This window comes from Luteimonas wenzhouensis, from assembly GCF_007859305.1.
Lineage (GTDB): Bacteria > Pseudomonadota > Gammaproteobacteria > Xanthomonadales > Xanthomonadaceae > Luteimonas > Luteimonas wenzhouensis.
In genome coordinates this window covers 120,156-140,596 of record NZ_VOHE01000007.1, presented here as the reverse complement: position 1 = coordinate 140,596, position 20,441 = coordinate 120,156, and the positions used below count along the sequence as shown (strand labels likewise).

Below are 20,441 nucleotides of genomic sequence, written 5' to 3'. Positions count from 1 at the left end.
CGGACGCGCGCTGGCCGGAGACATCACGCCTCCCGTCGCCACTGTGCGCCCCCGAACTCGGCCCTGAGCCGCATTTTGTCAACTTTGCCGGTCGCTGCCAAAGGCATTTGCTCGAGGCGGATCACTTCGTCCGGCACCCACCACGACGCGACCTTGTCGCGCAGCGCCTCCAGCAGCTCCTGTTCGCTCGTGGTGCTGTCGGGCCGCATCTCGACCAGCAGCACCGGCCGCTCGCCCCACTTGGGATGCGCGCGACCGATCACCGCCGCCAGCGACACGCCGGGGATCCGGCCCACGACCTCCTCGATCTCGGCCGGGTTGATCCACTCGCCGCCGGACTTGATCAGGTCCTTGGCGCGGCCGGTGATGATCAGGTTGCCCTGCGCGTCGAGCCGCGCCAGGTCCCCGGTGGGAAACCAGCCGTCCGCATCCACCGCGGGACTGGTTTCGCCGAAGTAGCGCTGGATGGCGCTGGCGCCGCGCACGCGCAGGTGGCCCTCGTGGCCGCGCTGCTCGGGCAGCGGCCGGCCCTGCGCGTCGGTGAGCAGCAGGTCCACCCCGAGCGCGGGGCGGCCCGACAGGTGCGCGGCACGGTCCGGATCGTCCGGCGGCGCCATGGTGCCGGTCGGCGAGAGTTCGGTCATGCCCCAGCTGGTCTGCACCACCACGCCCAGGCGCTGCTCGATGCGCTCCATGAGCGCGGGCGCCAGCGGCGCGCCGCCCACGATCACCCGCTTGAGCGTCGGCACGTCGCCGCCGTGCGCGTCGAGGAAGTCCACCAGCCCGAGCCACACCGTTGCCACGCCGATCGCCACCGTCACCGACTCGGCGCGGATCAGCGCGGCCAGGCTCCCTCCATCGAGGAAGCGCCCGGGCAGCACAAGCTTCGCGCCGACCGCCGGCGCGGCGAACGGCACGCCCCAGGCGTTGGCATGGAACATCGGCACCGCCAGCAGCACGCTGTCGCGGCGGGTCAGGGCCATGGTGTCGGCCTGCAACGCGCGCAGCGTGTGCAGGAAGCTGCCGCGGTGGGTGTAGGTCACGCCCTTCGGCGCGCCGGTAGTGCCGGAGGTGAAGCACAGCCCGCAGGGGCTGCGTTCGTCAAAGCCGCCCCAGGCCAGCTCCTCGTGCGCCTGCGCCAGCAGCGGCTCGAGCGGTTCGCCCAGGTGGGCCGCGTCCCCCGCATCGCCAGCATCGTCGATCCACAGCAGGCGCTCGACCACGCCCGACTGGTCGGCCACGCGTCGCGCCATCGGCAGCAGGTCGCAGGACGCGACCAGCACCGTCGCGCCCGATTGTTGCAGCATCGACGCCAGGTGGGCCTCGCTCACCCGTGGGTTGAGCGTGTGGCAGACCGCGCCCATTCCCACCACCGCGTACCAGGCTTCCATGTGCGCCTGCGTGTTCCAGGCCAGGGTGGCAACGACGTCGCCGGCGCCGATGCCGCAGCCGGCCAGCACCGAGGACAGCCGGCGGCAGCGGCGGTAGAGCCCGGCATAGCGGATGCGACTGGCCACCGCGCCCTTGTGGGCGGTGACGACTTCGCCATCGGGATGCCATTTCGCGCCGTGTTCGAGGATCCGGTCGAGCGTCAGCGCGTAGTCCTGCATCTCGCCGTGGATTACCGGCATGCGTCCGCCTCCGGCGGGAGCGGCGGCGAGATGATGCCCACGTTCCAGTGCCATGGCTGGTCGCCCTGCGCGCGGCGGCGGCAGACCACGTTCTCGAGCAGCTCGAACATGCCCGGCATGAGATGGGTGCCGGGCCGCGGCGTGCCGGCGAAGCCCATGTAGGCGCGCGCCTGGCCATAGGCCGGCCACTCCGGCGCGCCGTCGGCGACCGGGCGCCCGTCGCGGGCGAACGAGGCCCAGTAGGCCATCGCCGCATCGCCCAGCGCGCGCTCGCCCGGCGTGTCCGGGATCGCCGGCCAGTGCGGCGGGGTGCCGTCGCGGGTGCCGAGCGCGTACGGGATCTCGCTGGCGTGGAAGGCGTGCAGGCCGGCTTCGTCGGTGGCCGGATAGCCGTGGTCCCAGAAGTACAGGTAGGCCGGCTGGCCGAGCGCGGTCTGGCTGCGCACCAGCCGCTCGGCGGTCCAGCCGTAGAGCGCGTCGCGGGTGGTGGCGAGCATCGCCGCGTCGATGTCGTGCGGCGGATAGCGCTCGAGCATCGCGTCGGCCAGGTCGCGGTAGGCGGCGCGGATCGCCGCCTCGTAGCTGGCCGCGTCGGCGGGCGGCGGCGGCAGCAGGAAGCGCAGCGAGCGGATTTCGCCCTCGTTGAAGCCGGCCAGGATCGGCACCGGCGCCTGCTCGCCGCGGTCGAACACCTCCACCAGCTGCGCCGGCAGCACCTTGCCGTCGACGTTGCCAAGCGGCATGTAGCCGGCCATCGCGGCCTTGACCGTGAGTTCCTGCGGGTCGGCCGCGCGCAGGCGCGGCAGGCCGCGGATCTCGAGCTTGCGGGCCAGCTCGACGCCCGCGGACTCGGCCGATGGCGTGCCGTGCACGGCCTCGCGCAGCGCAGGCATGGTGATCATGTACGCGCTCTGCGCGATGGCCTTGTGGAACAGCCCGCGCGCCGGCGGCGCCGCCATCAGGTACATGACGCTCAGGGCGCCGGCCGATTCGCCGGCGATGGTGACGTTGCCCGGGTCGCCGCCGAATGCGGCGATGTTGTCGCGCACCCAGCGCAACGCCTGGATCTGGTCGAGCAGGCCGTAGTTGCCGGACACGCCGTCGGGCGATTCTTCGCTCAGCTGCGGGTGCGCCAGGTAGCCGAGCACGCCGAGCCGGTAGTTGATCGACACCACCACCAGGCCCTGGCGGGCAAGCGCGGCGCCGTCGTACATCGGCTCGCTGCTGCTGCCGCCGCTGAGCGCGCCGCCGTGGATCCACACGAACACCGGCGCCGACTGCGCGCCCTCCGGCGTCCACACGTTGAGGAACAGGCAGTCCTCGCTCATCTTCAGCGCCTGGGCAGGCGCGTAGATGCTGCCCGGCCGCGACGGCGGCTGGTGGCAGGACGCGCCGAACCGGGTCGCGTCACGCACGCCCTCCCAGCGCTCGGCCGGGACCGGCGGACGCCAGCGCAGCTGCCGCACCGGCGGCTGTGCATAGGGAATGCCGCGGAACGCATTGACGCCCTCCAGCGCCTCGCCGCGGAGCGCGCCGGCCGGCGCGGTCACCACCGGGCCGGCGGCGGCCAGGGCCTGGGCGCCGCACAGCGCGGCCGCCACGACGAGGATGCGGGCGATGGAGCGGATCATGGGCTTGCCTCCTGCTGCGCGAGCTGGCGACGGATGCTGCGCGCAAGCAGCAGGAACCATCCGATGGCCAGCAGGTAGAACGGAACCAGGGTGTAGAACGCCATCTGCAGCGAGTTGTCCGGATGGGTGGCGCGGAAGAAGTCGCTGGCCATGCCGAGGTAGGTCGGGCCGAACCCGAGCCCGATCAGGTTCATCACCAGCAGCAGCAGCGCGCCGGACAGCACGCGCTGGTCCGGCCGCACCTCCTCCTGCACCAGGGTCACCGCCGGCGAGAGGTAGAAGTAGTTCAGGCCGGTGGGCAGGACCAGGAACAGCAGCGCCAGCTGCCAGCTGCCGGCGGAGACAAAGCCCAGGAAGAACGGGATGGCCAGGACCAGGCCCGCCGCCGGCAGGTAGGCGTAGGCCGTCCTCGATCGCCGGGCCAGGCGGTCGATCAGGCGGCCGGACGCGAACATGCCCGCCGCACTGCCCAGGCCGAACACCAGCGCGTACCACACCGCCACGTCCTCCAGGGTCATGCCCTTCTCGCGCATCAGCAGCAGCACGGTGAAGTTGAGCATCGCGTAGGTGACGAACTGGGTCGCACCGCAGGCCAGCGCCATGTTGCGCAGCACCGGGTTGGCGAAGAAGTTGCGGCAGGTGTCGACGAAGCCCGGGGCGGCGCCGGTGGCCGCGGCCGGCGACGACGGCTGCGCCGGCGCCGGGTCGAGCCCGCCCTTGCGCGGCTCGCGGATGAAGCACCACACCCCGACCGCGGTCAGCACGCCGACCACGCCGACCCAGAGGAAGGCCATGCGCCACGAATACGCAGCCGCCACCGAGGCGCCGAAGGCCACGCCCATCGCCGCGCCGATCGGCGGCCCGAGGTTGAACAGCCCCAGCGCCGTGCCGCGCGTGCCGGGCGGGAAGTAGTCGGTGATGATCGCGTACGAGGGCGGCACGCCGCCGGCCTCGCCGACGCCCACGGCCATGCGCGCAAGCGCCAGCTGCGGATAGCTCGAAGCCATGCCACAGGCCGCGGTGGCCGCGCTCCACAGGCCGCACGAGAAGGCCAGCACCTTGACCCGGTTGGTGCGGTCGGCCAGCCACCCCACCGGGATCGCGAGGATGCAGTAGAACATCGCGAAGTACAGCCCACCGATCAGTCCGAGCTGGCCATCGGTGACGCCCAGGTCGTCCTGGATCGGCTTGGCCAGGATCGACAGCAGCTGCCGATCCAGGAAGTTGAGCACGTAGACGAAGGTCAGGACGCCCAGCACGACCCAGGCCCGGGCCCCCGGGCGCGCGTTCGTGGCGCCCGGGCCGGCCGCGGCGGCGGGGACGCCGGCCATCAGAACTGGTATCCCACGCGCACGCCCACGGTCCGCGGCCGCACGACGCCGTAGCGGCTGTCGAGGAAGGCCTCGGGGTGGACGTAGGTGATGGAGCGGTCGTCGAACAGGTTCTCGGCGTAGATCCCGACCGTGAAGCGCTCGAACGCCGCTGCCAGCGAGGCATTCACCACGGTGTAGTCATCGGTGTAGTCAAACGTCGGGCTGACCACGCCGGGCTGGCCCGGCACGTAGGGGAACGAGCCGGGGTAGCCGCCGACGTGGACTACCGCCAGCGAGGCGTTGCCGACGGAGTTGCGGAGCCAGTCGAACTGGTAGTTGACCGTGAACGACCCGCTGACCTCGGGGCCGGCCAGGCGCGCGCCGAGGACCGCACCGGAGATCGCGGCCTCCTCGTCGGTGAGCGAGTCGACCTTGGCCCGGTTGATCGAGCCGTTGAGCGTGAACGTCCAGTCCTGGTTCGGCATCGCCATCAGCTCGAACTCGACGCCGCGGCTGTAGGCGCCGCCGATGTTGGTGGCGAACTGGATCGAGTCGGACACGCGGTTGGCCTGCACCTGGATGTCGTTCCAGTCGATGTTGAACAGCGCGATGTTCGCCGCCAGGCGCCCGTCCCACCAGCGGCCCTTGAGGCCGAGCTCGTAGCTGACCAGGTCGTCGGAATCGGCGCCGAACGGGATCACCAGGTCGTCGGGATCGATCGAGCTGACCGATCCGGCCTGCGCGTTCACGACCGGGGCGCGGAAGCCGGTGGCCACCGCCGCGTAAGTGGTGATCGACGGCGTCGGCCGCCACGAGGCGCTGACCCGGTACGACGGGCCGCTTTCCTTCGCCTTCAGGCCCTGGGCGGCGTCCACCGGCGTGATCGTCGCCGGCAGCCCGCAGATGTCGAGGAAGCTGCAGTAGTAGGCCAGGGTCAGGTAGTCGCTGGTGTAGCCGCCCGCGAGGGTGGACCCCTGCGCCTCGATGCTGCCGTAGCGCAGGCCGAAGGTCGCCCACACGTCGTCGGTGAAGTTCCAGGTCAGCTGGCCGAACAGCGCCTGCTCCCTGGTCACGTCGCGCGTGTGGTAGTCCATGAAGTACTCGTTGGGCAGCCCGGTGATGCCGCTGCGCGCGAGGTACTGCTCGTTGGAGCGGTAGCCGAAGTTGACCACGCGCTCACGCTCGAAGTAGAAGCCGCCGAGCACCCAGTCCAGCTTGCCGCCGGTATCCGAGACCAGGCGCACTTCCTGGACGAAGCTGTCGCTCTCGAACGGTGCGTCGAGCCCGAAGGCGAAGGCCTGGCCGTAGGTGCCGGCGAGGTCGACGTTGAACAGCGCCTCGTAGTCCGACCAGGTCGAGGAACTGGTCAGCTGGGCGCCGTCGAACCGGTAGCCCAGGGTGAGGTTGTAGTTGGTCATCTCGCCCGAGAACATGTCCGGGCGGTCGGAAAAGCGCTTGTCCTTGCCGAGGTCGGGATTGACCAGCGAGGAGTCCTCGGGGGTGCTTTCCTCGCGCGACACCCGCACCTGGGCCGAGAACCGGTCGGTCGGCTCCCACAGCAGGGTGGCGCGGCCGCCCCGGCTTTCGAGCGTGTTGGCGTTCTCGATCCCGGTGCCGAGGTTGTCGATATAGCCCTCCTCGTCGCGCGAGAAGGCGACCACGCGCAGCGCCAGGGTGTCCTGCGCCAGCGGGATGTTGAGCATGGCGTTGTAGCGCTGGCGCAGCGAGTTCGAACCGGTGATGCCGACATCGGCCAGGAACGAGCCTTCCAGCACGTTCGGGTCGGGCGCACGGGTCAGGATCCGCAGCGCGCCGGCCAGCGAACCCGATCCGAACAGCGTGCCCTGCGGACCGCGCAGGAACTCCACCCGCTCCACGTCATACAGGCTCGGGTCGAGGATGGTGGAGTTGCCGTTGGCCGAGATCGGCAGCTCGTCGATGTAGATCGCCACCGTGCTCTGCAGGTTGGCGTTGTAGCCGTTGGTGGCGATGCCGCGCGCGGTGAAGTTGTTGAAGTTCGCGCTGGCGCGGTTGAGCACCACGCCCGGCGTCTCGTACGCCAGGCCCTCGTAGCCGACCACGCCCTTGGCGTCGAGTTCATCCTGGGACAGCACGCTCACGCTCAGCGGCACGTCCTGCAGCCGCTCGGTGCGGCGCGTGGCGGTGACGTAGACGGTGTCCAGCTCCTGCGGCTCCACCACCTCCGGCTGGGCGTTCGCCTGGCGTTGCGATTCGATGGCTTCGGAAGTGGCCTGCGCGATGGCGGTCACGGGCATGGCGAGCAGTACGGCGACCGACGCGGTCGCGACAAGGCGATTCCCCATCACAAACTCCTCCCACAGGAGACTGGTTCAGCAAGACGTGATGGCCCGGATACTGACCGCCCCCGGCGAGCGTTGTCAATACTCACTCACACGCTTGTGAATCTTTTCTGCAATGCAGCAAACGCGCGCCGACGCCCGCCGGCGCCGGTCCCCGCGCCGCCCCGCTGAACGGGCCAGACATGTCCGGCACCGCGCCAGGGCTTATAATCCGTGGGCTCGCCGAGGGGCGCTGCGACCGTGGGTGCCACGGCCAGGCTCGGCGTCCGGTTCCTGCGACAACGGCGCCCGTCAACACGAGTCCCGCGGGGGCTCCCAAGACGGAGCGACGCAATGAACGCACAGGTCAAGACCTTTTCCCAGGACGGCGACTACAAGGTCGCCGACATTTCGCTGGCCGACTGGGGCCGCAAGGAAATCGACATCGCCGAGCACGAGATGCCGGGGCTGATGTCGATCCGCCGCAAGTACGCGCCGCAGGCCCCGCTCAAGGGCGTGCGCGTCACCGGATCGCTGCACATGACGATCCAGACCGCGGTCCTGATCGAAACGCTCAAGGATATCGGCGCCGACGTGCGCTGGGCGTCCTGCAACATCTTCTCCACCCAGGACCACGCCGCCGCGGCCATCGCCGCCAGCGGCACCCCGGTGTTCGCCTGGAAGGGCGAGACGCTCGAGGAGTACTGGGACTGCACCCTCGACGCGCTGAGCTTCCCCGACGGCAAGGGCGGCTTCCTCGGCCCGCAGCTGGTGGTGGACGACGGCGGCGACGTCACCCTGCTGATCCACAAGGGTTACGAGCTGGAGCAGGGCGACGACAGCTGGGTCAACTCGCCCTCCTCCTCGCACGAGGAGCAGGTGATCAAGAACCTGCTCAAGCGCGTGGCCAAGGAGCGCCCGGGCTACTGGACCCGCGTGGTCGCCGACTGGAAGGGCGTGTCCGAGGAGACCACCACCGGCGTGCACCGCCTCTACCAGCTGGCCCAGGACGGCAAGCTGCTGGTGCCGGCGATCAACGTCAACGACTCGGTCACCAAGAGCAAGTTCGACAACCTCTACGGCTGCCGCGAGTCGCTGGCCGACGGCCTCAAGCGCGCGCTCGACGTGATGCTGGCCGGCAAGGTGGCCGTGGTCTGCGGCTACGGCGACGTGGGCAAGGGCTCGGCCGCCTCGCTGCGTGCCTATGGCGCGCGCGTGATCGTCACCGAGATCGACCCGATCTGCGCCCTGCAGGCGGCGATGGAGGGCTACGAGGTCAAGACCGTCGAGGACACCCTCGGCGAGGCCGACATCTACGTCACCACCACGGGCAACAAGGACATCATCCGGGTCGAGCACATGACCGCGATGAAGGACCAGGCCATCGTCTGCAACATCGGCCACTTCGACAACGAGATCCAGGTCGATGCGCTCAAGGCCCTGGCGGGCGTGAAGCAGGTGAACATCAAGCCGCAGGTGGACCGCTTCGACCTGCCCAACGGCCGCTCGATCTTCCTGCTGGCCGAGGGCCGCCTGGTGAACCTGGGCTGCGCCACCGGCCACCCGAGCTTCGTGATGTCCAACTCGTTCTCCAACCAGACCCTGGCCCAGATCGACCTGTGGGCCAACAAGGACCGCTACGAGCGCAAGGTCTACATGCTGCCCAAGCAGCTGGACGAGGAAGTGGCGCGCCTGCACCTGGAGAAGATCGGCGTGAAGCTGACGAAACTCACCCAGGAACAGGCCGACTACATCGGCGTGCCGGTGGAGGGTCCGTACAAGCCCGAGCACTACCGCTACTGACCGGCCCCGCGGCACGAGACCGGGCGCCCCGCGGCGCCCGGTTCTTTTTTGAGGACCCCCTCCCGGATGAGCAGCGTTTCCCGACCGGTGCCCGTGGCTGGACCGGTGTTCCTGCGCCAGCTGGCCCGCGTGGCCGGTCCCGGCGCGGACGCCGGTCCGGAGGCGCCGCTGGCGGCGACGCTCGCGCAATGGATCGACTGGCCACGCGCGGTAGCGCTGGCGGGCGCGCTCGACGGCCGTCCGGCCGACGCCGGCCAAGCACCGGCGCCGGACCCCGGCATCGCCGACGAGTGCGCGCGCACCCAGGCGCGGCTGCGCGAGGCGATCCTCGCTGATCCGCTGCTCGCGGTGCCCGGCCCTTCGCCCGTCGACGCGGAACCCGGGTTCGCGCCGTTCCGCGCCCGCCACCAGGCGCACCAGCGCGCCATGCTCGCGGCCACTGGCCGCCTGCGCGGACGCCTGCGCGACCTGGTTGCCGCGGCGCCGTCCCTGGTCCGGCTGGCCGAGGTGGACGCGGCCCTGGAGCAGGCGCTGGCGCCGCGCGAACACGCCCTGCTCGGCCAGCTGCCCGACCTGGTCGCGGAGCACTTCGCGCGCCTGCGCGCGCAGCACGTCCCCGGAGGGCCCGGCGCCTGGCTCGACCGCTTCCGCCTCGACCTGCGCGACCTGCTGCTGGCCGAACTCGACCTGCGCTTCTCACCCGTGCACGCGCTGCTCGCTGCGCTCGCCACCGACCAACCCCCGCCATGACCCGACTCCCCCGCCTCCTCGCGCCCTGCATCTTCATCGCCGGCCTGTCCGTCGTCGGCTGGATCGGCGCGGGCTACCTCGGCACCAGCCTGCTGGGGCTGGCCGTGGTGCTGCTGGTCGCGCTGTGCTACCTGGCCGGCGCGTTCGACCTGCGCCGCCACCGCGCCGGTACCACGGCGCTGGCGCGCGCCCTCGACGACGTGGACGCCGAAGCGGGCGACCTGCAGGCCTGGCTCTCGCGCCTGCCCCAGCCGCTGCGCCAGCCGGTGCGGCTGCGCATCGAGGACGGCCGCGCCGCGCTGCCCGCGCCTGCGCTTGCGCCGCCGCTGGCCGCGCTGCTGGTCCTGCTGGGCATGCTCGGCACCCTGCTCGGGATGATGGCGACGCTGCGCGGCACCGGCCTGGCGCTGGGCAGCGCGCTCGACCTCGACGCGATCCGCGCATCGCTGGCCACGCCCGTGCATGGACTGGCGATCGCCTTCGGCACCTCGATCGCCGGCGTCGGCGCGTCCGCCGCGCTCGGCCTGCTGTCGGCGCTGGCGCGGCGCGAGCGGGTGCAGGTGGCGCAGCGGCTGGACGAGGCCATCGCCGGCCCGCTGCGCATCCACACGCGCGCCCACCGCGACGCACAGGCCTTCGTCCTGCTGCAGCGCCAGGCCGAACTGATGCCGGCCCTGGTCGACCGCCTGCAGGCGATGACCCACGCGATCGAACAGCAGGCCGCCGCCTCGAACGCACGGCTGGAGGCGCGGCAGGACGCGTTCCACACCGAAGTGCAGCGCAGCTACGAGGCGCTCGCGGCGTCGGTCGGGCAGTCGCTCGCAACCAGCGTCGCCGAGGGCAGCCGCGCGGTCGCCGCATCGCTGCAGCCGGTGGTGGCCGACACCCTGGCCGGCGTGGCGCGCGAGACCGATGGGCTGCGCCAGGCCGTCGCCCAGGCGGTGGAACGGCAGCTCACGCAGCTCTCGTCAGGGTTCGAGGCCGCCAGCACCCACGCCGCGGACAGCTGGCGCAGCGCCCTGGACGCGCAGCAGCAGGCGAACGAGGCGCTCGCCGCCGGACTCGGCGCGCTGTTCGAGCGCTCGGCGCAGGCGCAGGAACGACGCGCGGCCGAACTCGTCGATGGCATGGCGACGCGGCTGGAGGCCGCCAGCGCCGCCGTCGCCGACGCCTGGACCGACGCGCTCGCGCGCCAGCAGGCCACCGCCGAGGCGCTGGCCAGTCGCAACGAAGCAGCACTGGTTGCGGCCACGACGGGACTGGAACGCCAGGCGACGGCGCTGGTCGACGGCCTGCGCGCCTCGGGCGACGCCCTGCAGGCCGCGCTCGCGGCACGGGACGAAGCGCGCCTGGCCGCCTGGAGCGAACGCCTCGAGGCCCTGTCCACCGACCTCGCCCGTCGCTGGGCGCAGGCGGGCGAGGACGTGGCCGGACGCCAGCGCGCGATCTGCGACACGCTCGAGCGCACCGCGTCCGCGATCGCCGCGCAGTCGCAGGCGCACGCCGACGCGACGATCGCCGAGGTCTCGCGCCTGGTCCAGACCGCGTCGGAAGCCCCGCGCGCGGCTGCGGAGGTCGTCGCCGAACTGCGCCAGTCGCTGTCGGAGAGCATGGTCCGCGACACCGCAATGCTCGAGGAACGCACCCGCCTGCTCGCCGCCCTGGAAACCCTGCTCGACGCGGTGAACCACGCCTCCGGCGAGCAGCGCGCGGCGGTGGATGCGCTGGTCTCGACCTCGGCCGACCTGCTCGAACGCACCGCGGCGACGCTGGGCGAGCGCATCGATGCCGGGGCCGGGCGCCTCGACGCCGCCGCCGCCCAGCTCACCGGCAGCGCGATCGAGGTGGCCAGCCTGGGCGATGCCTTCGCCGCGGCGGTGGAGTCGTTCGGCGCCGCCAACGAGGCCTTGCTCGAGCGCCTGCAGCAGGTGGCCGCCGCGCTCGACGGCTCGCTCGCGCGCAGCGACCAGCAGCTGGCCTACTACGTCGCCCAGGCCCGCGAAGTGATCGAACTGAGCGTGTCCTCGCAGCAGCAGATCCTGGCCGGCCTGCAGCGCGTGGCCGGCGCGGGCGAGTCGGCCGCGGCATGAGCGCGGGGATCGACGGCGGAGACGGCGACACCGCCACCGTCTGGGCCGCCTTCGGCGACCTGATGGCGGTGATGCTGGGCGTGTTCGTGCTGATCCTGCTGGGCGTGGTCGGCGCTCATCTGCACACCGCCGCGAAACTCGAGCACGTCGAGCGCGAACAGGCACGCCTGGCCGCACAGCGCGAGACGCTCGAGCGGGCGCTCGCCGCGCCGCTCGCGGCCGGGCGCGTGACCCTGGTGGACGGACGCATCGGCATCCGCGGCAGCCTGCTGTTTCCGGTCAACTCCGATGCGCTGCAGGACGAGGGACGCGCCCTGCTGCGCGAACTCGCCGCCCCGCTTTCGGGCTACCTGTCCGCGCGCGAGGAGATCCTGATGGTCAGCGGCTTCACCGACGACCGCCCGGTGCTGCAGGGCAACCGGCGCTACGCCGACAACTGGGACCTGTCCGCGCAGCGCGCGCTCACCGTGACCCGCGCCCTGGTCGAGGAGGGCGTCCCTGCCGATTCGGTGTTCGCCGCCGCCTTCGGCGACCAGCAGCCGGTCGACTCCAACGACCACGAAGCCGGTCGCGCCCGCAACCGGCGGGTGGAAATCGCGCCGGTGCCGCGCCCGCGCCAGCCGCAGGCCACTGCCGATGGGCGATAACGCGCCGCAGCTGCCGCAGCGGCTGTCCACGCTGGGCGGCGGCGCACGGTTGCAGCGCATCGATGCGCTGGCGGCGCGGATGGCGAGGCTGGATGCCGGCCCGGTACGTGCGGTGCTGGAGGAGCGGCTGCGCCGCCTGCTCGAAGACGTTCCACAGCCCGACGCCGGTCCTGCCCGCCCGACACACGCGGTTCCCGCGAACGGCCTGGCGGCCCTGGCCGGGCTACTCGCGCAGCTGCGCACGCGGGGCACGCCGGCCGCCACCGCAGCGGCGGATCCGGGCGATGCCACGGAATCGACGGCGCCACGGCCTTCGGAAGGCCGCGACGGCTTTGCGCCCCTGCCCGCCCTGGACGCCGCACGCCAGGCCTGGGCGCGGCTGCGCCTGGAGGCGCGGTTGCGCGACGCGATCGCGGCGCTCCCGGCCGATGCCGGCCCCATGCACTCCACCGTCCTGGTCCATCGCGCGATCGCGGTGATGCGCGAGGCCGCACCCGGCTACCTCCTGCACTTTCTCGGCCATGCCGATGCGCTGGCCGCGCTGGAGCGGCATTGCCGGACGCCGCGGAGCCGTCTGCCGGCCGCCGCTGCGGACCCGCGATCGCGTTCCCGCCGCAGGCGGCGACCGGGCTGAGGCGGCGGCGGACGGCGGCACCGCACGGCCGCGCACGGAGGCCCGGCGGCGCCCTGCCACGCCGGGCGCCAGGTGTGGAGGGCGCACCGTCCCGTACAATGGTCGCGCAGGTCGCCTGGCGACCGCACCACTCCCTGGGGAGTAGCCGGCTGCCGCGACCCGCGGCGGCGCGCCCGTCAACACACTTGGCCTGCACCGGCCATGGCGGTCGCAACCCTCGGGTTGGCGAGACCAGCGAGCCATGCACGTCAGCCGGCCGGGCGCGTGCAGGCCCGTTGCGCCCAGCCCCGGCCGCATGGCGATGCGATGCACCCCGTTTCCATCCTCCTCCTCGGCCTGGCGATGTCGACCGATGCGTTCGCCGCCGCCCTCGGCAAGGGTGCGGCAATGCGTCCTCGCTGGCACGACGCCCTGCACACCGGCGCGATCTTCGGCGTCGTGGAGGCGGTGACGCCGATCGTGGGCTGGGCGATGGGGTCGGTCGCGCAGCGCTGGATCGAGGAATGGGACCACTGGATCGCCTTCGGCCTGCTGTGCGGGCTCGGGCTGCATCTGGTCTGGAAAGCGCTGCACGGCGACGGCGGGCAGGACGGCGCACCTCGGGGCACCGGGCTGTGGGCGGTCGCGGTGGCCGGACTGGCCACCAGCATCGACGCGATGGCGGCCGGCGTGGGCCTGGCCTTCGTGGAGGTCAACATCCTGCTGGTCGCCGCGGTGATCGGCCTGTGCACCTTCAGCCTGGTCAGCATCGGGGTCATGGCCGGGCGCGCCCTGGGCGAGATGATCGGCCGCCGGGCGGAGGTCGTCGGCGGCCTGGTGCTGATCGCGGTGGGCGCCACCATCCTGCACCAGCACCTGGCCGGCTGAGCGACGGCCTCCCGCACCGCACGCGCGCTGCCCGTCGGCGCGCACCCGCCTCAGCGGCGACGCAGCAGGCCCCAGGCGACCAGCCCCAGCGCGCCGATCCCCGCGGCCACCATCGCGGTCTTCGCCGGCGAGCGCCGGGCGTCCTCGCACAGCCCTTCGACCACATCGATCCGGTCGGCGGCCACCAGCAGCAGCCAGTGGCCGATGTCGTTCTCGCTGCGGCGGAAGGCGGCGCGGCGGATCGCCCCGCTCAGCCCCTTCGGCGGCAGCCGCGTGCCGAAGGTGCGCGAATGGTCCGGGCGCTCGACCGACTTGAGTACTTCCACCGTCATCGGCTGCTGCGGGGGCGGATCGCTCCATGGCACGTCCAGTCGCGGCGGCGTGCGCTCCATCGGCACGGCGGGGCGGTTCTCGCGCGGCAGGTCGGACCCCCATCCGGGGATGTGGGCGTGCGGGCGGTCGCTGGTTTCCATGTCCGTCTCCATGCTCCCGGTGCTCATGCCGCGTCCCGTGCCAAGGGCGGCACCAGCACCGGCTTGATGCAGTTCTCGCGCTTGTTGACGAAGATGTCGTAGGCGTCGGCCACGTCCTCGAGCGGGATGCGGTGGGTGATGACCTCGCGCGGCGAGATGTGCCCGGCGCGGATGTGCTCGATCAGCCGCGGCAGGTGGCGCTTCACGCTGGCCTGGTTCATGCGCAGGGTCAGGCCCTTGTTCACCGCGTTGCCGATCGGAATCATGTTGAAGGTCGGCCCGTAAACGCCGACGATCGAGATGCGCCCGCCCTTGCGCGCGCTGTTGATCGCCCAGTGCAACGCGATCGGCGAGCCGGCCTGCAGCATCAGGATCTTGCCGGTGATGCCGTGGAAGGCGCTGCCGGTGGCGTCGCAACCAACCGCGTCGATGCACACGTCCGCGCCCAGCCAGTCGGTCATCTTCTTCAGGTGGGTGGCGACGTCGTCCACCTCGAGGAAGTTCACCGTCTCGGCATGCGCGAACCTGCGGGCGAACTCCAGCCGGTAGTCCTCGCGATCGACCACGATCACCCGGCCGGCGCCGAAGAACCACGCGCTCTTCGCCGCGAACAGTCCGACGGGGCCGGCGCCGAAGACCACGACGGTGTCGCCCTCGCGGATGCTGCCCATTTCCGCCGCCTGGTAGCCGGTCGGGAAGGCGTCGGTGAGCAGCACCGCGTCCTCGATGTGGATGTCGTCGGGGATGATCGTCGGGCCCACGTCCGCGAACGGCACGCGCACATACTCCGCCTGGCCGCCGTCATAGCCACCGGCGGTGTGGGTGTAGCCGTAGAAGCCGCCCATCGCGCTGGCCTGCGAATTGACGTTGTGGCAGTTGCCGTACAGCTCCTTCTGGCAGAAGAAGCAGCTGCCGCAGAAGATGTTGAACGGCACCAGCACCCGGTCGCCGACCTTCAGGTCCTGCACCGAGGGCCCCACTTCCTCCACCACGCCGCAGAACTCGTGGCCGATGATCGAGCCGACCCGCGTGTCCGGCACCAGGCCGTTGTAGATGTGGATGTCCGAGCCGCAGATGCACGAGCGCGTGACCCGGACGATGGCGTCGTTGGGGTGCTCGATCCCGGGTTCGGCGACGTGTTCGATGCGCATCCTGCGTGGACGCCGGCAGGTGGTGGCGAGCATGGCGGAGCTCCGGGTGGAACGATGGCCGGCATCCGCCAGCACCACTCCACCTTCGCGGCTGGGCCGTGAACGCAGTGCGTGCGATTCGTGGTCGGAGCGTGAGTGCCGCGCCCGCCCGGCCCCGGGCGTGCGCGGGCCGCCAGGCCGTATGCTTGCGTGCGCTCCGTGCCCTCCCGGGCGCGAGGCCGATCCAGGGGAGACGACAATGGGTGCAACGGTTCCCGGACCCGATGGCCAGCCCCGCTGCCGCTGGTGCGCGGCGGCGCCGGAGTTCTTCGCCTACCACGACGGGGAGTGGGGCTTCCCGGTCGCCGACGACCGGCGCCTGTTCGAGAAGCTGAGCCTGGAAGCGTTCCAGTCGGGGCTGAGCTGGCGCACGATCCTGGCCAAGCGCGACAACTTCCGCGCCGCCTTCCACGGCTTCGACTTCGCGCGCGTGGCGCGCTTCGGCGAACGCGATGTCCAGCGCCTGCTGCAGGATCCGGGCATCGTCCGCCACCGCGGGAAGATCGAGGCGGTCGTCAACAACGCCCGCCGCGCGCTGGAACTGGTCGAGGCGGAAGGCTCGCTGGCCGCCTTCGTCTGGCGCTTCGAGCCCGACCCGCGCAGCCTGCCGCCGCCGCAGTCGCGCTCGACCTCCCCCGAATCGGTCGCGCTGTCGAAGGCGCTGAAGAAGCGCGGCTGGACCTTCGTCGGGCCCACCACCGTCTACGCCTTCATGCAGGCGATGGGCCTGGTCAACGACCACGTGCCCGGCTGCGTGGTGCGCGAGCGTGCGCAGCGCGCGCGGCGCACGTTCCGCCGCCCCGGGTGAGCCGGCGGGCGCTCAGCGCCAGTTGGCGTTGCGCTCCCAGAACCCGACGCTGCGCAGGTAGGCCTCGCGGTCGATCGGCACGCCGGAGCCGCCTTCCGCCACGCCCAGCGCGTTGCGCATCATGGTGATCGGCGCCATCGGGATCTCCTCCGGTTCGGCGGTGTACAGGCAGCCGACGATGCCCCAGTCGCCGTCGATCGGCGCGCCCTCCTTCGCCATCTGCTCCGCGCTGTAGAGGATGGGGATGAGGTAGTTCGCCACCGGCGGCTCGACGCCCTCGAACCAGCGCACCAGCACCGGCAGCTCCTGCTTCGTGCGCGCTTCGTAGGCCGAGCGCAGCAGGTGGCGGTTGTCGTCGGTGATCGGCACGGTCAGGCAGCGGGTCGAGGTCCAGTTGCGGTGGACGTGCAGGCGGCAGAACGGCGCGTAGCCCTCGAGCACCTTCAGCGGCGGCTCCTCGTTGAGGCGCCGCTCGAACTCCTCGGGGCTGCAGTCCTGGATGGTGTTGGGGCGGGTCTCGCGCGGGAACAGGCGCGCGCGGGCGAACGGGGTGAGCACGATGCGCATGGGGCGCAAGGATGCCAAATGCGCGCGCCCCCGTGCGTTCCTGCAGGAGCGGCTTCAGCCGCGACCCGTCGATGGCCGGGATACGGAGCGCGACCTGGCGCCCCGGAGGTCGCGGCTGAAGCCGCTCCTACAGGTCGCCGGGGGAACATCCCACCGGCGTCTCTTAACATCCATCGCGATAAAGAGATATGATTTCCCGGTCCCCGCCCGGCCGCCCGCGATGACCGCCATCAGCTTCGAGTTCTTCCCGCCCAAGACCGACGAGCAGCGCGCGCAGCTCGACCGCACCGTGGCGAGGCTGGCCCGGCATCGCCCGGAGTTCGTCTCGTGCACCTTCGGCGCCGGCGGCTCGACCCTGAGCTACACCGCCGATACCGTGCGCCACCTGCTGCAACGGCACGGCCTGGACGCCGCGCCGCACCTGTCGTGCGTGGGCGGCAGCTGCGACGAGATCGCCGCCCTGCTCGACGAGTACCGTGAACTGGGCTGTCGCCGCATCGTCGCCCTGCGCGGCGACCTGCCGTCGGGCATGGGCCAGCCCGGCGAACTGCGCTACGCCTCCGACCTGGTGGCGTTCATCCGCAAGCGCCACGGCGACCATTTCCGGATCGAGGTCGCCGCCTATCCCGAGACCCATCCGCAGGCCGACGACGCGCTGGCCGACCTGCGCCACTTCCGGACCAAGGTCCACGCCGGCGCGGATTCGGCGATCACCCAGTACTTCTACAACGCCGACGCCTACTTCCACTTCGTCGACGCGGTCCGTGCGCTCGGGGTCGAGGTGCCGATCGTGCCCGGCATCATGCCGATCTCCAACTTCTCCCAGCTGCGCCGCTTCTCCGCGCAGTGCGGCGCGGAGATCCCGCGCTGGGTCGAGAAGAAGATGCAGGCGCTGGGCGACGACGTGGAGGCGGTCCGCGAGTTCGGTGCCGACCTGGTGGCGAAACTGTGCCGGCGCCTGGTCGAGGGCGGCGCGCCGGGACTGCACTTCTACACCCTCAACCTCGCCCGCCCGACCCAGGCGGTGCTCGCGCGCCTGCAGTAACGCGCCTCGCGGGCGCCGGCGCCTCGGTCCTGCTTCCCGCGGGTGCGCCCCGGCGCTAGGCTGCCCCGATGATCCGCCGGTCCCTCTGCGCCCTGCTGCTGCTGTCGTCCGCGCTCGGGGCAGGCCCGGCCGCGCATGCGCAGATCCGCCGCTGCACCACCGACGACGGCCACCACCTCTACACCGACCGCCCGTGCGTCGACCTCGGCGCGAGCGAGCGCGTGGTGCCGACCGGCCCGGCCGCGTCGGCCGGCGCACCGCTGCGCCGCGACTGCAGCCGGCGGCTGCAGGACCTGGTGTTCGAGCTGACCGCGGCGATCGACGCCGGCGACGTCAACCGGCTCGCCGGGCTCTACCACTGGCCCGGCATGTCCTCCAGCGCCGGCTATGCGGTGATGTCGCGGCTCGACGCGATTGCCCGGCGGCCCCTGGTCGCCATCACGCCGTTGCATCCGGCACCGCCTGCGCCGGCGCCGCCCCCGGCCGACGCGGCCCCGGCCTCCGGATGGGTCGAACTGCCCTCGGGCGTGCGGGTCTGGCGCACTCTGCCCCGGCCCACGGATGCCGCGCTAGCGCCCCCGGCCGACCCGGTGGACGCCACCGCCGGCGACGGGGACTTCGCCGCCACGGACGCCACCGCGGCGGCGCGCGCGCCTGCGCGCCCCGCCGGCCGGCCCACGGGGCTGGTGGTCGAACAGACCGCGCCGAACCGGGTCACGCCGGTGCAGACCGTATTCGCGCTGCGGCGCCACCTCGGCTGCTGGTGGCTGAGCCTGTAGCGGACCGGCCGACCGCGGCGCTGCCTGTCCCCGCCCCCCGTCGGCGGCGCCGCGCGATCGTGCAGAATGTCGCTTTCCGCATCGAGACCGACCCATGCAGTACCCCGACTGGATCTGGCACAACGGCGCGATCAAGCCTTGGGCCGAGGCGACGACCCACGTCATGTCGCATGCGCTGCACTACGGCTCGTCGGTGTTCGAGGGCATCCGGTGCTACGACACTGCGAAGGGCCCGGTGATCTTCCGGCTGACCGACCACAACCGCCGCCTGTTCATGTCGGCGAAGATTCACGAGATCGACATCCCCTACCCGCTCGAGCGGATCAACGCCGCCTGCCGCGAGGTGATCGCGGCCAACGGCAACACGACCGACTACCTGCGCCCGGTCGCGTTCCGCGGCCTGGGCGGCTTCGGCCTGTCGGCGGAAACGCCGGTGGACGTGGCGGTGGCGACCTGGAAGATGGGCAAGTACCTGGGCGACGAGGCGCTTTCGAGCGGCATCGACGCCTGCGTGTCGAGCTGGCAGCGCTTCGCGCCCAACACCATCCCGGCCGGGGCCAAGGCCGGCGGCAACTACCTCTCGGGCACCCTGGTCGCGCGCGAGGCGCGGCGGCTGGGCTTCGGCGAGGGCATCGCGCTGGCGTCCACCGGACTGCTGAGCGAAGGCGCGGGCGAGAACCTGTTCCTGGTGTTCGACGGCGCGCTGCACACCACGCCGGTGAGCGCGGCCCTGCTCAACGGCATCACCCGCAACTCGATCCTCACCCTGGCGCGCGATGCGGGCATCGAGGTGGTCGAACGCGACCTGCCGCGCGAATACCTGTACCTGTGCGACGAGCTGTTCATGTGCGGTACGGCGGCGGAGATCACACCGATCCGCTCGGTCGACGGCCGCCAGGTCGGCGCCGGCAAGGCCGGTCCGGTGACGCGCCGCATCCAGGAGCTGTTCTTCGGCCTGTTCAACGGCTCGACACCCGACCGGTACGGGTGGCTCGAGCCGGTCTGACCCACCGGCGGGGACCCCCCCACCCCACCCCGGCCCTCCCCCGCAGGCGGGGGAGGGAGCCAGCACCCGCCGCCCCGCCTTCGGTCGCTCCCGCGCCCCGCCCGGCCCTAGCGCCCGCCCCGGTCCCGGTCCGCCGCCTCGCCCGTCAGCGGCACGAAGCGCACCGGGATGACGCTGCGCTCGTGCAGTCGGCCCTGTGCATCCTTTTCCACCAGCCGCAGCTGCTGCGTCGCGGAGACCGGACCGACCGGGATCACCAGCCGCCCGCCCGGCGCCAGCTGCTCGAGCAGCGGCTGCGGGATCCGCTCCGGCGCCGCGGTCACCACGATCACGTCGAACGGCGCATGCTCCGGCCATCCGGCGTAGCCGTCGCCGGCGCGCACGTGGACCCGGTCGTATCCCAGTTCGGCCAGCACCCGCGCCGCGCGCTCGGCCAGCGGCGCGACGATCTCGACGGTGTAGACCTCGGCGCCCAGTTCGGCCAGCACCGCGGCCTGGTAGCCCGAGCCGGTGCCGACCTCCAGCACCCGGGCGCAGGGGGCCGGGCGCGCCAGCTGGGTCATCAGGGCGACGATGTAGGGCTGGGAGATGGTCTGGTCGTGGCCGATCGGCAGCGGCTGGTCCAGGTAGGCGTCGGCGGCGTGTGCCTCCGGGACGAAGCGGTGCCGCGGCACCGCCCGCATCGCCGCGAGCACGCGCGCGTCGTCGATGCCGCGCGACGCGATCTGGCGCTCCACCATGCGCTCGCGGGCCTGGGCAGTGGGATCGTCGGACGGCGGGGACGTGGCGCAGGCCGCGGCCGGGACCCAGAACAGCCCCAGCAGCCACTGGCGCAGGCGCGAACCGCGACGCGGTGCGTTGCTGGACATCGGCACCCTCCTCCGCCGTACCGCAACGGGCGATCATG

Annotated in this window: 18 protein-coding genes and 1 riboswitch; of the genes, 10 read left to right on the top strand and 8 right to left on the bottom strand. The window is 72.1% G+C overall.

Annotated elements, in window-relative coordinates; all coding sequences use genetic code 11:
• Positions 1-23 precede the first annotated feature (23 nt).
• The 4 genes from FQY79_RS12775 to FQY79_RS12760 are packed head-to-tail and all read right to left on the bottom strand — an operon-like array spanning position 24 to position 6,899.
• A complete protein-coding gene (locus FQY79_RS12775; protein WP_146313293.1) occupies positions 24-1,631 on the bottom strand; it encodes an AMP-binding protein in 1,608 nt (535 codons plus the stop codon).
• The gene (locus tag FQY79_RS12770; protein WP_146313292.1) at positions 1,622-3,262 is read right to left on the bottom strand and encodes a carboxylesterase/lipase family protein; all 1,641 of its coding nucleotides are present in this window, start codon (positions 3,260-3,262) and stop codon (positions 1,622-1,624) included. The genes FQY79_RS12775 and FQY79_RS12770 overlap by 10 nt, the downstream gene beginning before the upstream one ends.
• Positions 3,259-4,593 carry a spinster family MFS transporter gene (locus tag FQY79_RS12765; RefSeq protein ID WP_146313291.1) on the bottom strand — a complete coding sequence of 445 codons (1,335 nt, stop codon included), beginning with the start codon at positions 4,591-4,593 and terminating at the stop codon, positions 3,259-3,261. The genes FQY79_RS12770 and FQY79_RS12765 overlap by 4 nt, the downstream gene beginning before the upstream one ends.
• Positions 4,593-6,899, bottom strand: a complete 2,307-nt coding sequence (locus FQY79_RS12760; protein ID WP_186760044.1) for a TonB-dependent receptor — start codon at positions 6,897-6,899, stop codon at positions 4,593-4,595. The genes FQY79_RS12765 and FQY79_RS12760 overlap by 1 nt, the downstream gene beginning before the upstream one ends.
• Positions 6,900-7,114: 215 nt before the next feature.
• Positions 7,115-7,193: riboswitch (S-adenosyl-L-homocysteine riboswitch) on the top strand.
• A gap of 36 nt (positions 7,194-7,229) precedes the next feature.
• Here FQY79_RS12760 and ahcY point away from each other — a divergent pair.
• From ahcY to FQY79_RS12730, 6 genes are all read left to right on the top strand, one after another.
• A complete protein-coding gene (gene ahcY, locus FQY79_RS12755) occupies positions 7,230-8,678 on the top strand; it encodes an adenosylhomocysteinase (RefSeq protein WP_146313290.1) in 1,449 nt (482 codons plus the stop codon).
• A 66-nt stretch (positions 8,679-8,744) separates the two neighbouring features.
• Complete coding sequence (locus tag FQY79_RS12750; protein ID WP_146313289.1) at positions 8,745-9,428, top strand: DUF3348 family protein; 684 nt, start codon at positions 8,745-8,747, stop codon at positions 9,426-9,428.
• Positions 9,425-11,518 carry a DUF802 domain-containing protein gene (locus FQY79_RS12745; RefSeq protein WP_146313288.1) on the top strand — a complete coding sequence of 698 codons (2,094 nt, stop codon included), beginning with the start codon at positions 9,425-9,427 and terminating at the stop codon, positions 11,516-11,518. The genes FQY79_RS12750 and FQY79_RS12745 overlap by 4 nt, the downstream gene beginning before the upstream one ends.
• Positions 11,515-12,165: an OmpA family protein gene (locus tag FQY79_RS12740; protein WP_146313287.1), complete on the top strand. Its 651-nt coding sequence runs from the start codon at positions 11,515-11,517 to the stop codon at positions 12,163-12,165. Before FQY79_RS12745 ends, FQY79_RS12740 begins: the two co-directional genes overlap by 4 nt.
• Entirely contained in the window at positions 12,155-12,799 is a 645-nt protein-coding gene (locus FQY79_RS12735) for a DUF2894 domain-containing protein (protein WP_146313286.1), read from the top strand. The genes FQY79_RS12740 and FQY79_RS12735 overlap by 11 nt, the downstream gene beginning before the upstream one ends.
• A 306-nt stretch (positions 12,800-13,105) precedes the next feature.
• Positions 13,106-13,666, top strand: a complete 561-nt coding sequence (locus FQY79_RS12730; RefSeq protein ID WP_146313285.1) for a manganese efflux pump MntP — start codon at positions 13,106-13,108, stop codon at positions 13,664-13,666.
• 50 nt (positions 13,667-13,716) lie between these two features.
• Here FQY79_RS12730 and FQY79_RS12725 read toward each other — a convergent pair whose 3' ends face one another.
• A complete protein-coding gene (locus FQY79_RS12725; RefSeq protein WP_222434286.1) occupies positions 13,717-14,139 on the bottom strand; it encodes a hypothetical protein in 423 nt (140 codons plus the stop codon).
• 23 nt (positions 14,140-14,162) lie between these two features.
• The gene (locus tag FQY79_RS12720; RefSeq protein ID WP_146313284.1) at positions 14,163-15,323 is read right to left on the bottom strand and encodes a zinc-dependent alcohol dehydrogenase; all 1,161 of its coding nucleotides are present in this window, start codon (positions 15,321-15,323) and stop codon (positions 14,163-14,165) included.
• A 205-nt stretch (positions 15,324-15,528) separates the two neighbouring features.
• On the opposite strand from FQY79_RS12720, the gene FQY79_RS12715 reads away from it, so the two are divergent.
• Entirely contained in the window at positions 15,529-16,137 is a 609-nt protein-coding gene (locus FQY79_RS12715; RefSeq protein ID WP_146313283.1) for a DNA-3-methyladenine glycosylase I, read from the top strand.
• A 12-nt stretch (positions 16,138-16,149) separates the two neighbouring features.
• On the opposite strand, the gene FQY79_RS12710 is transcribed toward FQY79_RS12715, so the two are convergent.
• A complete protein-coding gene (locus tag FQY79_RS12710) occupies positions 16,150-16,704 on the bottom strand; it encodes a DUF3228 family protein (RefSeq protein ID WP_146313282.1) in 555 nt (184 codons plus the stop codon).
• 220 nt (positions 16,705-16,924) lie between these two features.
• Here FQY79_RS12710 and metF point away from each other — a divergent pair, with 220 nt between their 5' ends.
• The 3 genes from metF to FQY79_RS12695 all read left to right on the top strand — a co-directional run bounded on the left by metF (position 16,925) and on the right by FQY79_RS12695 (position 19,534).
• The gene (gene metF / locus FQY79_RS12705) at positions 16,925-17,749 is read left to right on the top strand and encodes a methylenetetrahydrofolate reductase [NAD(P)H] (protein ID WP_146313281.1); all 825 of its coding nucleotides are present in this window, start codon (positions 16,925-16,927) and stop codon (positions 17,747-17,749) included.
• 68 nt (positions 17,750-17,817) lie between these two features.
• The gene (locus tag FQY79_RS12700; RefSeq protein ID WP_146313280.1) at positions 17,818-18,528 is read left to right on the top strand and encodes a DUF4124 domain-containing protein; all 711 of its coding nucleotides are present in this window, start codon (positions 17,818-17,820) and stop codon (positions 18,526-18,528) included.
• Between the two features lie 94 nt (positions 18,529-18,622).
• Complete coding sequence (locus FQY79_RS12695; protein WP_146313279.1) at positions 18,623-19,534, top strand: branched-chain amino acid transaminase; 912 nt, start codon at positions 18,623-18,625, stop codon at positions 19,532-19,534.
• A gap of 107 nt (positions 19,535-19,641) precedes the next feature.
• Here FQY79_RS12695 and FQY79_RS12690 read toward each other — a convergent pair whose 3' ends face one another.
• Positions 19,642-20,403 carry a protein-L-isoaspartate(D-aspartate) O-methyltransferase gene (locus FQY79_RS12690; protein WP_146313278.1) on the bottom strand — a complete coding sequence of 254 codons (762 nt, stop codon included), beginning with the start codon at positions 20,401-20,403 and terminating at the stop codon, positions 19,642-19,644.
• Positions 20,404-20,441 lie beyond the last annotated feature (38 nt).